The organism is Agromyces sp. NPDC055520 (assembly GCF_053619715.1).
This window is the reverse complement of record NZ_JBSHJY010000035.1, coordinates 19,570-33,151: the sequence shown is the minus strand read 5'-3', so window position 1 is coordinate 33,151 and position 13,582 is coordinate 19,570. Positions and strand designations below refer to the sequence as shown.

Annotated in this window: 14 protein-coding genes; 7 read left to right on the top strand and 7 right to left on the bottom strand. The window is 70.3% G+C overall.

Going from position 1 to position 13,582, the window contains the following annotated elements:
- The 3 genes from ACWGST_RS13240 to ACWGST_RS13230 form a co-directional block, all read right to left on the bottom strand.
- The coding region (locus ACWGST_RS13240; protein WP_452047136.1) for a glucuronate isomerase at window positions 1-78 on the bottom strand (78 nt) is incomplete at its 3' end.
- Window positions 79-138: 60 nt separating this feature from the next.
- Complete coding sequence (locus ACWGST_RS13235) at window positions 139-1,752, bottom strand: solute symporter family protein (RefSeq protein ID WP_452047132.1); 1,614 nt, start codon at window positions 1,750-1,752, stop codon at window positions 139-141.
- A complete protein-coding gene (locus tag ACWGST_RS13230) occupies window positions 1,752-2,126 on the bottom strand; it encodes a DUF485 domain-containing protein (RefSeq protein ID WP_452047131.1) in 375 nt (124 codons plus the stop codon). The genes ACWGST_RS13235 and ACWGST_RS13230 overlap by 1 nt, the downstream gene beginning before the upstream one ends.
- A gap of 179 nt (window positions 2,127-2,305) precedes the next feature.
- Here ACWGST_RS13230 and ACWGST_RS13225 point away from each other — a divergent pair, with 179 nt between their 5' ends.
- Genes ACWGST_RS13225 through ACWGST_RS13205 form a run of 5 tightly spaced genes read left to right on the top strand, consistent with a single transcriptional unit; the run spans window position 2,306 to window position 7,002 of the window.
- Window positions 2,306-3,571 carry a sensor histidine kinase gene (locus ACWGST_RS13225; RefSeq protein ID WP_452047130.1) on the top strand — a complete coding sequence of 422 codons (1,266 nt, stop codon included), beginning with the start codon at window positions 2,306-2,308 and terminating at the stop codon, window positions 3,569-3,571.
- Window positions 3,568-4,314, top strand: a complete 747-nt coding sequence (locus tag ACWGST_RS13220; protein ID WP_452047129.1) for a LytR/AlgR family response regulator transcription factor — start codon at window positions 3,568-3,570, stop codon at window positions 4,312-4,314. Before ACWGST_RS13225 ends, ACWGST_RS13220 begins: the two co-directional genes overlap by 4 nt.
- Window position 4,315: 1 nt before the next feature.
- Window positions 4,316-4,750: a hypothetical protein gene (locus ACWGST_RS13215; RefSeq protein WP_452047128.1), complete on the top strand. Its 435-nt coding sequence runs from the start codon at window positions 4,316-4,318 to the stop codon at window positions 4,748-4,750.
- Window positions 4,747-6,252: a sodium/solute symporter gene (locus ACWGST_RS13210; RefSeq protein WP_452047127.1), complete on the top strand. Its 1,506-nt coding sequence runs from the start codon at window positions 4,747-4,749 to the stop codon at window positions 6,250-6,252. The genes ACWGST_RS13215 and ACWGST_RS13210 overlap by 4 nt, the downstream gene beginning before the upstream one ends.
- A gap of 9 nt (window positions 6,253-6,261) precedes the next feature.
- Window positions 6,262-7,002 (top strand): TSUP family transporter, encoded by a 741-nt coding sequence (locus tag ACWGST_RS13205; protein ID WP_452047126.1) that lies wholly within the window; start codon window positions 6,262-6,264, stop codon window positions 7,000-7,002.
- Window positions 7,003-7,016: 14 nt separating this feature from the next.
- Here the strand turns inward: ACWGST_RS13205 and ACWGST_RS13200 are convergent, their stop codons facing one another.
- Complete coding sequence (locus ACWGST_RS13200; RefSeq protein WP_452047135.1) at window positions 7,017-7,652, bottom strand: GNAT family N-acetyltransferase; 636 nt, start codon at window positions 7,650-7,652, stop codon at window positions 7,017-7,019.
- Between the two features lie 107 nt (window positions 7,653-7,759).
- Here ACWGST_RS13200 and ACWGST_RS13195 point away from each other — a divergent pair, with 107 nt between their 5' ends.
- Both ACWGST_RS13195 and ACWGST_RS13190 read left to right on the top strand, forming a co-directional pair.
- Window positions 7,760-7,981, top strand: a complete 222-nt coding sequence (locus ACWGST_RS13195; RefSeq protein ID WP_452047125.1) for an Rv0909 family putative TA system antitoxin — start codon at window positions 7,760-7,762, stop codon at window positions 7,979-7,981.
- Between the two features lie 187 nt (window positions 7,982-8,168).
- A complete protein-coding gene (locus tag ACWGST_RS13190; RefSeq protein WP_452047124.1) occupies window positions 8,169-10,037 on the top strand; it encodes an alkyl/aryl-sulfatase in 1,869 nt (622 codons plus the stop codon).
- A 100-nt stretch (window positions 10,038-10,137) separates the two neighbouring features.
- Here ACWGST_RS13190 and ACWGST_RS13185 read toward each other — a convergent pair whose 3' ends face one another.
- The 3 genes from ACWGST_RS13185 to ACWGST_RS13175 all read right to left on the bottom strand — a co-directional run bounded on the left by ACWGST_RS13185 (window position 10,138) and on the right by ACWGST_RS13175 (window position 13,538).
- Window positions 10,138-11,424: an adenylosuccinate synthase gene (locus ACWGST_RS13185; RefSeq protein ID WP_452047123.1), complete on the bottom strand. Its 1,287-nt coding sequence runs from the start codon at window positions 11,422-11,424 to the stop codon at window positions 10,138-10,140.
- Between the two features lies 1 nt (window position 11,425).
- Window positions 11,426-11,986, bottom strand: coding sequence for a DUF3151 family protein (locus ACWGST_RS13180; RefSeq protein WP_452047122.1), 561 nt, complete (start codon window positions 11,984-11,986; stop codon window positions 11,426-11,428).
- Between the two features lie 112 nt (window positions 11,987-12,098).
- Window positions 12,099-13,538, bottom strand: coding sequence for a S8 family peptidase (locus ACWGST_RS13175; protein WP_452047121.1), 1,440 nt, complete (start codon window positions 13,536-13,538; stop codon window positions 12,099-12,101).
- Window positions 13,539-13,582: the final 44 nt, after the last annotated feature.

Below are 13,582 nucleotides of genomic sequence, written 5' to 3'. Positions count from 1 at the left end.
ATAGATTTCCTTTGGGCTTAAGTGACAGTGATAATCAATGATCGGCATGTTTTCCTTCGACGCGACCTGGGCAGGCATTCCCGCCGCGTCGAAATGGAGTCCCGGCGGCGGATGGGACTCCCCGCCGCCGGGAGGTTCTCAGTGCTGCGTCGCCTTCTCGGCCCCCACACCGGTGAGCGAGCGCACCTCCATCTCGGACCGCTTCAGCGGGTCCTCCTTGGTCTTGTCGAGCACCGTGCCGAGCCAGCCCAGGAAGAAGGCCAGCGGGATCGAGACGATGCCCGGGTTCGAGAGCGGGAAGATCGCGAAGTCGATCGACTCGGTCTTCAGCATCGAGGTCTCGGAGCCCGAGACGACCGGCGAGAAGATGATCAGGATGATCGCCGACGCGAGGCCGCCGTACATGCTCCACAGGGCGCCCTGGGTGGTGAAGCGCTTCCAGAACAGCGAGTAGACGATCGTCGGCAGGTTCGCCGACGCGGCGACCGCGAAGGCGAGCGCCACGAGGAAGGCGATGTTCTGCCCATTGGCGCCGATGCCGCCGATGATGGCGACGATGCCGATGACGACGACCGTGCGACGGGCGACCTTCATCTCGGAGCCCGGTGCCGGCTTGCCCTTCTTCACGACGCTCGCGTAGATGTCGTGGGCGAAGGAGGCCGCCGCCGTGATCGTGAGGCCGGCGACGACCGCGAGGATCGTCGCGAACGCGATCGCCGAGATGAGGCCGAGGAGGAGCGGTCCGCCGAGCTCGAACGCGAGCAGCGGGGCCGCCGAGTTCGGGCCGCCGGGAGCCGCGGCGATGACGTCGGCGCCCACGAGAGCCGCCGCACCGTAGCCGAGCACGAGCGTGAACACGTAGAAGATGCCGATGAGCCAGATCGCCCAGACGACCGACTTGCGCGCCTCTTTGGCCGTGGGCACCGTGTAGAAGCGCATGAGCACGTGCGGCAGGGCCGCGGTGCCGAGCACGAGCGCGAGACCGAGCGAGAGGAAGTCGACCTTCGCGACCTCCGAGACGCCGTACTTGATGCCCGGGTTCAGGATCTCGGGGTTGCCCGCCACCGCCACCGCGTTGTCGAGCAGCGCCCCGAAGTTGAAGCCGTTGATCGCGAGCACCCAGACGGTCATGACCCCGGCGCCCGCGATGAGCAGCACGGCCTTGATGATCTGCACCCAGGTGGTGCCCTTCATGCCGCCGATGAGCACGTAGATGATCATGAGCGCGCCGACCACCGTGATGACGAGCGCCTGACCGAGCTGGTCGCCGACGCCGAGCAGCAGCGAGACGAGCCCGCCCGCGCCGGCCATCTGGGCGAGCAGGTAGAAGAAGCAGACGACGAGGGTCGTGGTCGCCGCGGCGATGCGCACGGGCTTCTGCTTCAACCGGAACGAGAGCACGTCGGCCATCGTGAACTTGCCCGTGTTGCGCAGCAGTTCGGCGACGAGCAGCAGTGCGACGAGCCAGGCCACGAGGAAGCCGATCGAGTAGAGGAACCCGTCGTAGCCGTTGATCGCGATCGCCCCGACGATGCCGAGGAACGACGCCGCCGAGAGGTAGTCGCCCGCGATGGCCGAGCCGTTCTGGCCGCCGGTGAACGAGCGGCCCGCGGCGTAGTAGTCGGCGGCGGTCTTGTTGTTGCGACTCGCACGGAACACGATGATCATCGTGATCGCGACGAAGGCGCCGAAGATGGTGATGTTCAGCCAGGACTCGCCCGGCGACGCGCTTGCGGCTTCGAGATGCAGCATCAGCGAGCCACCTCCTCTGCGGTGAACGTCGCGCCCGTCTCGATCTCATCGCGGATCTCTTCGGCGATGGGGTCGAGCTCCCTGTTGGCGTAGCGCACGTACCAGGTCGTCACGGCGAAGGTCGTCACGACCTGCGCCAGACCCATCAGGATCGCGATGTTGACGCTGCCGAAGACGGGCGTCGACATGAAGTCGTGCGCGTACCCGGCCAGCAGCACGTAGGCGAAGTACCAGAGCAGGCAGGCGGCGAGCACGGGGAAGACGAACCTCCGGTGCCTCGAGCGCAGCCGCTGGAACTGTTCGGATTGTTGCACCGCGCGGTAGTCGACGGGTGGGGCCGTCTCGGTCTCCGCGCTCAGGGCGTCGTTGCCCATTGCGAGTCTCCTTCGGGGTCATGTCGGGCGGGGGCCCGGCCGCTGCCGGATGCAGTGGGGCAACTCTCGCGCGTCGATGACCCGGTGTGGGGCGCCTGCCGTTCGTCGTCGCCGAACGGCGCCCACGGTGCGACGAACGGCGGGCGGGCGACGACGAGCGAGCGGTTACGCTGTCGTGCATGTCAGAGTCGATGCTCGTCGCCGCCGCCCTCGGCGTGCTCGGCGGGGCGCTCGCCGTCGGGCTCGTCGTGTTTCTGCGGCGCATCGTGGTGAGCTCGAAAGAGCTCGGCACCGACGCCGAGCAGGCGACGTACCAGACGCTGCACCTCGCCTCGCAGGCGGCGAAGCACTTGCGCGGCGGCATCGACGAACTCGACGCGGCGCGCGCCGGCAAGCACCTGCGCGCGCTGCTCGGCTGCGAGAGCCTCGCGATCGTCGATCGTTCGGGCACGATCGCGATCGACGGCGACGAGGTCGTGCGGCCCGTCGCCGAGCGACTCGCCGCCGCGGTCTTCGCAGGCGGCAGGCAACAGGTGCAGCGCCGGATTCCGATCGGCGCCTGGGAGACGGATGCCGCGGCCGCGCCCATCCTCGGCAGCAGGGGGCCGCTCGGGGCCATCGTCGCCTTCGCGTCGCCCGTGCGCGCCGGTCTCGTGCGGGCCACGGGCGAGGTCGCCGACTGGGTGGCGGCGCAGGTCGAACTCGGCGAACTCGACGCCTCGCGCGCGGCGCTCGCCGAGGCCGAGGTACGGGCCCTGCGCGCGCAGATCAGCCCGCACTTCATCTACAACTCGCTGAACGCGATCGCGTCGTTCATCAACACCGACCCGGCGCAGGCACGCGAACTCGTGCTCGAGTTCGCCGACTTCACCCGCTACTCGTTCCGACGCCACGGCGACTTCACGACCGTCGCCGAAGAGCTGCGCTCGATCGACAGCTACCTGCGGCTCGAGCGCGCGCGCTTCGGCGAGCGCCTGAAGGTCACCCTGCAGATCGCACCCGAGGTGCTCTCGACCGTCGTGCCGTTCCTCTCGATTCAGCCGCTCGTCGAGAACGCCGTGCGGCACGGCCTCGAGTCGAAGGAGGGCGGCGGGCGCATCACGATCACGGCGTCCGACTCAGGGGCGTTCGCCGAGATCAGCGTCGAGGACGACGGCGTCGGCATCGACCCCGAGATACTCGCCGTGGTGCTCGCGGGCGGCCCCGCCGACGGCGAGCACGTGGGGGTGCGCAACGTCGATGCGCGGCTGCGCCAGGTCTACGGCGACGACCTCGGCCTCGTCGTCGAGACCAACGTGGGCGCCGGCACGCTCGTGCGCATGCGGGTGCCGAAGGCCGGCCCGCGGCGCCCGCGAACGCTCCCTGAGCCTGTCGAAGCGAGCACCCCCGGCGGGCGCGCTTCGACAAGCTCAGCGAGCGAGACCGATGGCAGACTCGAACCATGATCTCCGTGCTCATCGCTGACGACGAGCAGCCCGCGATCGACGAGCTCGCGTTCCTGCTCGGGCAGGACCCGCGGGTCGGCGTGATCCATCAGGCCTCCTCTGGGTCCGAGGCGATCCGCCTGCTCACGAGAGAGCCCGTCGACGCCGCGTTCCTCGACATCCACATGCCCGGACTCACGGGATTCGACCTCGCGCGGGCGCTCGCCCGCTTCGAGCACAGCCCCGTGCTCGTCTTCGTCACCGCCGACGAAGAGGGCGCACTCGAGGCCTTCGACCTCGCTGCGGTCGACTACCTGCTGAAGCCCGTGCGCACCGAGCGGCTGCACCGCTCGGTCGGCCGCATCGTCGAGGCGTTGAGGGTCGGGGCCGCGAGTCAGGCGAGCCACGAGGCATCCGCTGCGCCTGAAATGATCGCGGTGTCGCTGGGCGGCACGACGCGGATGATCCGGCGTGACGACGTGCGCTATGTGCAGGCGCAGGGCGACTACGCGCGGCTGCACACCGAAGAGGCGAGCTACCTCGTGCGGGTGCCGATGAGCGACCTCGAGCGGCAGTGGTCCGACGCCGGGTTCGTGCGCGTGCACCGTTCGTACCTCGTGTCGCTCGCGCACCTCAGCCGTATCCGGCTCGGTTCGGATCACCCGAGCGTGACGGTCGGGCAGGCCGAACTGCCCGTGAGCCGGCGGCTGCTGCCGGCGCTTCGCGATCGGCTCGACCAGGCGGTCATCCGCCCGAGGACGTAGCGTGAGCGAGCCGCCCCGCGAACGAGCGGCGCTCCCTGAGCCCGTCGAAGGGGCCGCGGGGCCGCCGCCACGAGTGCGCGTCACCGCTCCCCGACCGGGCGGGGCCGGGGCATCCGCTCGCGCGCTGCCGTCGCCGTCGCCGTCGCGCGGCGGGCCGACGAGCGACATCGCGGGCGTCTACGTTCGCTCCTTGATCCGCTCGCAGCTGCGACTCGCGATCGTCTTCGCCGTCGGGTTCGCGGCCGCCACGGCCCTCTTCGTGCTCGCCATCGCTCTCGTGCCCGAGCTCGACTCGAGCTTCGTGTTCGGCGTGCCGGCATCGTGGCTGCTGCTCGGCGTCGGCATCTACCCGCTCGCACTCACCGTCGCGGGGCTCTACGTGCGGGCCGCCTCGCGCAACGAGTCGCGCTATCGCTCACTGACGGAGTCGGAGTGAATCCCGTCATCGGCTACATCGCGATCGCCGCCGTGGCGCTCGCCTCGGCGCTCATCGGCTTCTACGGGCTGCGGGTCTCGCGCACGACGAGCGACTTCTACGTCGCCTCGCGCACCGTGCGGCCGTGGTGGAACGCCTCGGCGATCGGCGGCGAGTACCTCTCGGCCGCGTCGTTCCTCGGCATCGCCGGACTCATCCTGTTGCAGGGTGCCGGCGGCCTGTGGTTCCCGATCGGCTACACGGCCGGCTACCTCATGCTCCTGCTCTTCGTCGCCGCTCCCCTGCGGCGCTCGGGGGCGTACACCATCCCCGACTTCACCGAGGCGCGGCTCGAGTCGACGTGGGCGCGGCGCGTGACCTCGACGCTCGTGATCGTCATCGGCTGGTTCTACATCGTGCCGCAGCTGCAGGGGGCCGCGTTGACCGTGCGCATCACGACCGGATTGCCGTCGTGGGTCGGCTCGGTCGCGGTCGCGGTGCTCGTCGCGGTCATCGTCGCGGCGGGCGGCATGCGCTCGATCACCTTCGTGCAGGCCTTCCAGTTCTGGCTGAAGCTGACGGCGCTCGCGGTGCCGGTCGCCGCCCTGCTGCTCATCGTGGGCGGCGGCGAACCGCCCGCGCAGCTCACCCCCGCCCAGGCGTTTCCACCGGCGGCCGGCCCGGGCGACCTCGACGTCTACCGCACGGTCTCGCTCATGGTGGCGCTGCTGCTCGGCACGCTCGGGCTGCCGCACGTGCTCGTGCGCTTCTACACGAATCCCGACGGCGTGGCGGCCCGGCGCACGACCGTCATCGTGCTCGCCCTGCTGTCGGTGTTCTACGTGTTCCCGACCGCGTTCGGTCTGCTCGGCCGGGCGTTCGCCCCCGATCTCGCGGCCTCGGGCGAAGCCGATGCGCTCATCCTGCTGCTGCCCGGCCGGCTCGTGCCCGGCCTCGGCGGCGAGCTGCTCACCGCCCTCGTCATCGCGGGCGCGTTCGGCGCGTTCCTGTCGACCTCGTCGGGGCTCGTCGTCTCGCTCGCGGGCGTCATCAGTCAAGACCTGCTGGGCGGGAGCGTCCGCGGCTTCCGCATCGCGGCGATCGTCTCCACGCTCATCCCGCTGCTCGTCGCCCTCACGACCGAGTCGGCGGGCCTCGCCGGCAGCGTGGGACTCGTCTTCGCGTTCACCGCATCGACCCTCTGCCCCATGCTGATCCTCGGCATCTGGTGGCGGGGACTCACCGCGCGGGGCGCGATCGCGGGCATGCTCACGGGCGCGCTCGTCTCGGGCGGCGCCATTCTCGGCGGGCCGATGCTCTCGGCGGCGGTGCCGGCACTGCGCCCGTTCCTCGAGCAGCCCGCCGCCTGGACGGTGCCGCTCACCGTGCTCGTGATGGTGTTCGTCTCGCGCGGCGACCGCCGGGGCGGGCCTCGCGGCACCGATGCCTTCCTCACCCGCCTGCACGTGCCCGAGACGCGCGGGGAGACCCAGGCCCGCGGGGAGACCCAGGCCCGCGGGTAGACTCGCCCGGTGCTGTTCGCCGTCGCCGCCTCCGTTCTCGTCGGCGCACTGGCCCAACGCATCACCGGCATGGGCTTCGCCCTCATCGCCGCTCCGGCCCTCGTGATCCTGCTCGGCCCGTTCGACGGGGTCGTGCTCGTCAACTTCTGTGCGGTGCTCTCGTCGCTGCTCATCCTGCCGCGGGTCTGGCGGCACATCGAATGGCGGCGATTCGGATGGCTCGTGGTGCCCGCCCTCGCCGGCACCGTCGCCGGCGCGCTCGTCGCCGCGCGCCTGCCGGGGCCGGTGCTGCAGCTCGGCGTCGGCGTGCTCGTCGTCGTGGCGCTCACCGTCTCACTCGCCGTGACCCGCACCGACCACGTGGCGACGGGGGCCGTTCCGGCGATCGTGGCGGGCGCGGCATCCGGATTCATGAATGCCTCCGCCGGCGTCGGCGGCCCGGCGCTGAGCGTCTACGCCGTCGCGACCCGCTGGTCGCAGGCCGGCTTCGCCGCGACCGCGCAGCCGTACTTCGTCGTGATCGGCGTGGCGTCGCTCGTCGGCAAGCTCGGCGCGACCGGCTGGGCGCTGCCCGAACTCGAGCCGGGCGCGTGGCAGTTCGTCATCGTGGCCCTGCTCGCCGGCCTCGGGCTCGGCGAGCTGCTGCATCGCCACGTGCCGCACCACGCGGCCCGCATCGCCGTGATCGTGATCGCCTACGCCGGCGGCGTGGCCGCGATGATCGACGGCGCGCTGGAGCTCTGGGGGTAGCGACCCCGCGCTCCTCATTCAGTCGAGCGCACCTCGACCGGCCGCTCGCCCCACGCCGCGAGCCGTGCCTCGAGACCCGCCCGCACTTCGGGCCACTCGTCGACGATGACCGAGTACACCGCGCTGTCGCGCCAGCTGCCGTCGGCCCGGCGTTTGTGTCGGCGCAGCACGCCCTCGAATCGCGCGCCGAGCTTCTCGATCGCGGCGCGCGACCGGCCGTTGACCCCGTCGGCCTGGATCTTCACTCGCCCGAACCCGTTGTCGAAGGCGAGGCCGAGCAGCATGAGCTTCGCCTCGACGTTCACTGCGGTGCCCCAGACGCCCGGGTCGTACCCGGTCGCACCGAGGTGCGCCGACTCGTTGCCGAGGTCGAGGTCGCCCAGCCACGTCGCCCCGACCACGCGGCCGTCGTCGGCGCCGCCGATGAGGCGCACGGTCCACGGCATCGAGTCCGGCCCGCTCGCGTAATACCCGCGTGCGAAGACCTCGTAGGCCGCGAGATCGGCGGGCAGCCCGCCGGGTCCGCCGCCATAGCCGCCCGCGAACACCTCGGGTCGGCCGAGCGCACGGTACAGCTCGGGGATGTCAGCGGCATCGAACGGGCTCAGGCGGATGAATCGGCCGACGAGGTCATCGTCGGCGGGGCGCATGGCGGTCACCGATCGAGTCTGACACGCGTCGACGCCCTTCCGTTCGACTCCCTCGCCCCCTACGATTTGAGAGCACGACGACAGACGTCGAACGAAAGGTGGGGGCCATGGGTTCACTGGACGACATCACGAAGAAGGCGCAAGACTTCATCGAAGACAACAAAGACAAGATCTCCGACGCGCTCAACAGCGAGCAGGCCGAAGACCTCAGCGACAAGGTGATCGGCGGCGTCTCCGACGCGGCCAAGAAGGTCACCGGCGGCAAGTTCGACGAGCACATCGACGGTGCGGCGAAGGCCGCCGACGACGCCATCGGCACCGAGAAGTAGTCGAGACCAACGAGGGGGTGGATGCCGCGGCATCCACCCCCTCGTCATGCCGCCGTCTCGCCGTCATGCCGCCGTCTCGCGGCGCGACCGGCGCGCAGACTCGGCCGGTTCCCTTGTGCGCTCCTCCATCCGCTGAAACGATGAATCGAGGGGGCGGGGACCACCCGCCGAGAGGGGATGCTCAACGATGGACCACAAGCCGGCTTCCGACACCATCCGCACGCAGCAGGCGGCGGCACTCGCCGAGCTGCCGTTCGACGACACGCGAGATTTCGACGATGCGGATCGCGGATTCATCGCGGCGCTCGAACCGGGGGTGGTTCGAAACGACGCCGGCGACGTCGTCTGGGACAACGACAGCTACGCCTTCCTCGAGGGCGAGGTGCCCGACACGGTGCACCCGAGCCTCTGGCGGCAGTCGCAGCTCGTCGCCCGGCAGGGGCTCTACGAGGTCGTCGAGGGCGTCTACCAGCTGCGCGGCCTCGACCTGTCGAACATGACGATCGTCGAGGGCGACACCGGCATCATCGTGATCGACCCGCTGATCTCGACCGAGACGGCGGCCGCCGCCATCGCGCTGTACCGCGCCAATCGGGGCGACCGCAAGGTCGTCGCCGTCATCCACACCCACTCGCACGTCGACCACTTCGGCGGGGTCTTCGGCGTGACTTCGCAGGCCGAGGTCGATGCCGGCACGGTGGAGATCATCGCCCCCGAGGGCTTCGTCGAGCACGCCGTCGCCGAGAACGTCTACGCCGGCACGGCGATGGCGAGGCGTGCCGGATACATGTACGGCGCCGCACTCGAACGCGGACCGCAGGGCGCCGTGGGGGCCGGCCTCGGCCAGACCACGTCGACCGGTGCCATCGGCATGATCGTTCCGACGCTCGAGATCACGACGACGGGCGAGACGCACACGGTCGACGGCGTCGAGATCGAGTTCCAGATGGCGCCCGGCACCGAAGCGCCGTCGGAGATGCACTTCTACTTCCCGCGCTACCGCGCGCTCTGCATGGCCGAGAACGCGACGCACAACCTGCACAACCTGCTGACGCTCCGAGGTGCCGTCGTGCGCGACCCGCACGTGTGGTCGCAGTACCTCACCGAGGCGATCACGCGGTACGCCGACCGCACCGACGCCGTCTTCGCCTCGCACCACTGGCCGACCTGGGGCCGCGAGAACATCGTCGAGTTCCTGTCGGTGCAGCGCGACCTCTACGCCTACCTGCACGATCAGACGCTGCGACTCGTCAACCGCGGGTACACCGCCGCCGAGGCCGCCGAGCTCTTCGAGATGCCGCCGGCGCTCGATCAGGCCTGGCACGCCCGCGGCTACTACGGCTCGGTCAGCCACAACGTCAAGGCGATCGTGCAGCGCTACCTCGGCTGGTTCGACGGCAACCCGGCTCGTCTCTGGCCGCACCCGCCGGCCGCCCTCGCCGAGCGCTACGTCGAGGCGATCGGAGGCATCGACCGCGTGGTCGAGCTCGCGCAGGCCGCGTTCAACGCCGGCGACTACCGCTGGGCGGCGACGCTGCTCGACCACGCGGTATTCGTCGACGAGCACCACGACACCGCCCGGGCCCTGTACGCCGACACGCTCGAACAGCTCGCCTACGGCTCCGAGAACGGCACGTGGCGCAACTTCTTCCTCTCGGGTGCGACCGAGCTGCGCGTCGGCAACTTCGGCACGCCGACGAAGACCACGGCGCCGTCGATGCTCGCCCAGCTCAGCCCCGAGCAGCTGCTCGACGCCATCGCGATCAAGATCGACGGCCCGAAGGCCTGGGACCTCGACCTGTCGTTCGCGATCGTGCTCACCGATCTCGACCGCCGGTTCCGGGTGACGGTGCGCAACGGCGTGCTGATCTACCTCGAAGACGGCGCGGGTGACGTCGAACTGACGCTCAGCCTCTCGAAGCTGCGACTGCTCGCCCTGCTCGGCGGCGACTCGACCTCGGCCGGCGTCGCGCTCGACGGCGACGCCTCGGTGCTCGAGCGGCTGCTCGGAGTGATCGACCCGGGCGACGACGCGTTCGCGATCGTCACGCCGTAGACGCCGGAGTCGTCGACGACGACGACGACAGAGGGGTGGATGCCGCGGCATCCACCCCCTCGTCATGCCGCTGTTTCGCGGCGCGACCGACTCGCCGAACTCAGCCCAGCAGGTCGTGCAGCGTGACGATCTCGTCGCGGCCGGGGCCGACGCCGATCGCCGAGATGCGCGAACCGCTCATCGCCTCGAGTTCGCGCACGTAGGCCTGCGCGTTCGGGGGAAGGTCGGAGAACTCGCGGGCGCCCGAGATGTCTTCGGTCCAGCCGGGGAACTCTTCATAGATCGGCTTCGCGTGGTGGAAGTCGGACTGCGAGACCGGCACCTCGTCGAAGCGCTGACCATCGACGTCGTAGGCGACCGCGACGGGAATGCGCTCGATGCCCGTGAGCACGTCGAGCTTGGTGAGCACGAAGTCGGTGACGCCGTTGATCCGCGACGCGTAGCGTGCGATGGGGGCGTCGTACCAGCCGGTGCGGCGCTTGCGGCCCGTCGTCGTGCCGAACTCGTGGCCCTGCTGCGTGAGGAACTCGCCCCACTCGTCGAACAGCTCGGTCGGGAACGGGCCGGCGCCGACGCGCGTCGTGTACGCCTTGATGACCGCGATGATGCGGTCGATCTTGTTCGGCGCGATGCCCGAACCGGTGATCGCGCCGCCGCTCGTCGCGTTCGACGAGGTCACGAACGGGTAGGTGCCGTGGTCGACGTCGAGCATCGTCGCCTGGCCGCCCTCGAAGAGCACGGTCTCACCGCGCTCGATCGCCTCGTGCAGTTCGAGCGCGGTGTCGGTGACCATCGGGCGCAGCCGGTCGACGTACGACAGCAACTCGTCGACGACCTCGTCGACGCCGATCGCGCGCCGGTTGTAGACCTTCACGAGCAGGTGGTTCTTCTGGTCGAGCGCGCCCTCGACCTTCTGCCGCAGGATGTTCTCGTCGAACAGGTCTTGCATGCGAATGCCGACGCGGTTGATCTTGTCGGCGTAGCTCGGCCCGATGCCGCGGCCGGTGGTGCCGATCTGGCGCTTGCCGAGAAAGCGCTCGGTCACCTTGTCGAGGGTGCGGTGGTACTGCGTGATGAGGTGGGCATTGGCCGAGATGCGCAGCTTCGACACGTCGACGCCGCGGGCCTCGAGGCCCTCGAGCTCTTCGAAGAGCACCTCGACGTCGACCACGACGCCGTTGCCGATGACGGGCGTGACGCCGGGCGTCAGGATGCCCGACGGCAGCAGGTGCAGGGCGTACTTCTCGTCGCCGATGACGACGGTGTGCCCGGCGTTGTTGCCGCCGTTGAACTTGACGACGTAGTCGAGGCGCGAGCCGAGCAGGTCGGTCGCCTTGCCCTTGCCCTCGTCGCCCCACTGTGCACCGATGAGTACGGCCGCGGGCATGTCAGTCCTCTCCTGCCGCGTCGGACGCGGCGGGTTCGGCGACGAGGTCGCCGGTGGGTGTGGCGACGGATGTCGCGTGGTCGATGGATGTCGCGTGGCCCGGGTCGGCGGCGTTCACGACGGACATCAGTTGCGTCGGCGTGAACTCCGACGCGATGCGCGCGGGCGCCTCGGGGTCTGCGGCGGCGAGCTCCGCTGCGAGACGGCCGGCGCGCTCGTCGAGGCCGAGCCCCTCGGCCGCGCGCCGCTGCGTGTCGAGGGCGCGCAGGTACGCGCGATTGGGCTCGTCCGACCACCAGACGGGGTCGCCCGGCCGCCAGCCGCCGGCCATTAGCTGCTCACGGGCCAGGTCGGCCGCAACCGACGCGAAGGCGAACGACTCGATGGCCCGCCCCTCTGAATCGGCGAGGTCTGCGAGTTCGGTCCAGGCGAGCGGCGACGACGGATGCCCCGTGACGATCGCCGAGACGGAGGCCCGATCGCCTTCGGCGAGCGCCTGCCGCACCTCGGGTTCGTCGGCGAGCGACGCCTCGGGCTCTTGTGCTGGGTTGTCTGCAGTCACACTCCACCTTATCGCGGGGTCCCGCGCGGGTTCAGGAGGCGGCGCGACCGAACCACGAGGGGCCGGGCCGTCCGGCCCGGCCCCTCGCGCGCGATACATCCGCTCGGTTTCGCTACTTCACGACGTTGAACGCGTTGACGTTGCCGGCTCCGTAGAAGCCGTTGCGCTCACCGCCCGTGCAGACGGCCGGGTAACCCGGGCGCGGCTCGTACACGCCCGCGGGGCACGGCAGCGACACGGAGCTGCGCTCGAGCAGCGACGCGAGCGCGCCCGGCTTGATGCCCGGGTGCGTCGACACGGCGAGCGCCGCGACGCCGGCTGCGTGCGGTCCCGCCATCGAGGTGCCCTGCTTGTAGCCCCAGCCGCCGGGCACCGTGGAGAGCACGGCGTCGGAGATGGTGGACGAGGCCCCGCCGGTGCGGAACCGGGTGTCGCCGCCGGGAGCCGTCACGTCGACGACGCCCTGGCCGTACGACGAGTAGTAGCTCTTCAACTCGGTCGGGCCGACGGCCGAGACCGTCACGACGCCCGGCGCCTCAGCCGGCAGATCGCGGCACGCGCCAGTGATGGTGCGATCCTCGACGGGGTAGCTGCCGTCGTTCGGGCTCGACGAGTCGACGAACTTGTGCTGCAGGTCGACGTTGCTGTTGCCAGCCGACGCCACCGTGAGGGTGCCCTTCGCCGTGGAGTACGCGAGTGCTCGCTGCACGGCCTGCCAGACCGGCCGCTGGCGCGGGTCGTTCACGCAGTTGAACTCCCACGGGTCGATGAAGTAGCTGTTGTTCGTGACGGGCATGCCGTGGTCGGCAGCCCAGAGGTACCCGCAGATCGCCGCCTCGGGGTAGATGTACCCGTCGTCGTTGACGACCTTGACCGAGGCGACCTTCACGCCCGGTGCGACACCCGCGATGCCGACGCCGTTGATGGCGGCGGCGATCGTGCCGGCTACGTGCGTGCCGTGGTCGGAGGTCGTGGGGCTCCACGCCGCCTCGCTCGTGTCGACGACGCCGCCGATGCATGAAGCGCTCTGGTTCTTCGCGACCTGCGTCGCGAGGTCGGGGTGCGTCGCGTCGATGCCGGAGTCGAGCACGCCGACGACGACCGACGGGTCACCCGTCGTGATCTCGTGCGCCTGGGCGACGTCGATCTGCGTCATGTCCCACTGCAGGCCCCAGAGCGGCTCGGCCGTCGGGTCGCCCATGGTTTCGACCGCGCTCGAGTCGACGGCCACCGTGGCCTCGTCATCGATGAGCGTCGTGCCGAGCCCGTCGGTCGAGGCGACCGACTCGACACCGGCGCCGGCCACCTTGGCGGCGAACGCCGTGTTCGTCGACCGCACGACGAGCACGCCGATCTGGCTGTAGGAGGCCACGACGGTGCCTCCTGCAGCGGCCACGCGTGCCTCGGCCTTCGCGGTGCTCTTGCCCTGCGGCGCGAGCACCAGATAACCGGATTCCGGCCCGGTGGCCGCGGCGGGTGCCGCCGCGGCGCCGATGAGGCCGACCGCGAGCGCTGCCGCTGAGGCCACCCCGATGAGTTTGGACTTCTTCATCCCTGTCTCCGTTCACTGCGACTGGAGTACCGCGGGCCGGATCG

Coding starts and splice junctions, on each gene's coding strand:
- ACWGST_RS13235 (WP_452047132.1), bottom strand. CDS start 1,752: ATGCTGCATCTCGAAGCCGCAAGCGCGTCGCCGGGCGAGTCCTGGCTG.
- ACWGST_RS13230 (WP_452047131.1), bottom strand. CDS start 2,126: ATGGGCAACGACGCCCTGAGCGCGGAGACCGAGACGGCCCCACCCGTC.
- ACWGST_RS13225 (WP_452047130.1), top strand. CDS start 2,306: ATGTCAGAGTCGATGCTCGTCGCCGCCGCCCTCGGCGTGCTCGGCGGG.
- ACWGST_RS13220 (WP_452047129.1), top strand. CDS start 3,568: ATGATCTCCGTGCTCATCGCTGACGACGAGCAGCCCGCGATCGACGAG.
- ACWGST_RS13200 (WP_452047135.1), bottom strand. CDS start 7,652: ATGCGCCCCGCCGACGATGACCTCGTCGGCCGATTCATCCGCCTGAGC.
- ACWGST_RS13195 (WP_452047125.1), top strand. CDS start 7,760: ATGGGTTCACTGGACGACATCACGAAGAAGGCGCAAGACTTCATCGAA.
- ACWGST_RS13190 (WP_452047124.1), top strand. CDS start 8,169: ATGGACCACAAGCCGGCTTCCGACACCATCCGCACGCAGCAGGCGGCG.
- ACWGST_RS13185 (WP_452047123.1), bottom strand. CDS start 11,424: ATGCCCGCGGCCGTACTCATCGGTGCACAGTGGGGCGACGAGGGCAAG.
- ACWGST_RS13175 (WP_452047121.1), bottom strand. CDS start 13,538: ATGAAGAAGTCCAAACTCATCGGGGTGGCCTCAGCGGCAGCGCTCGCG.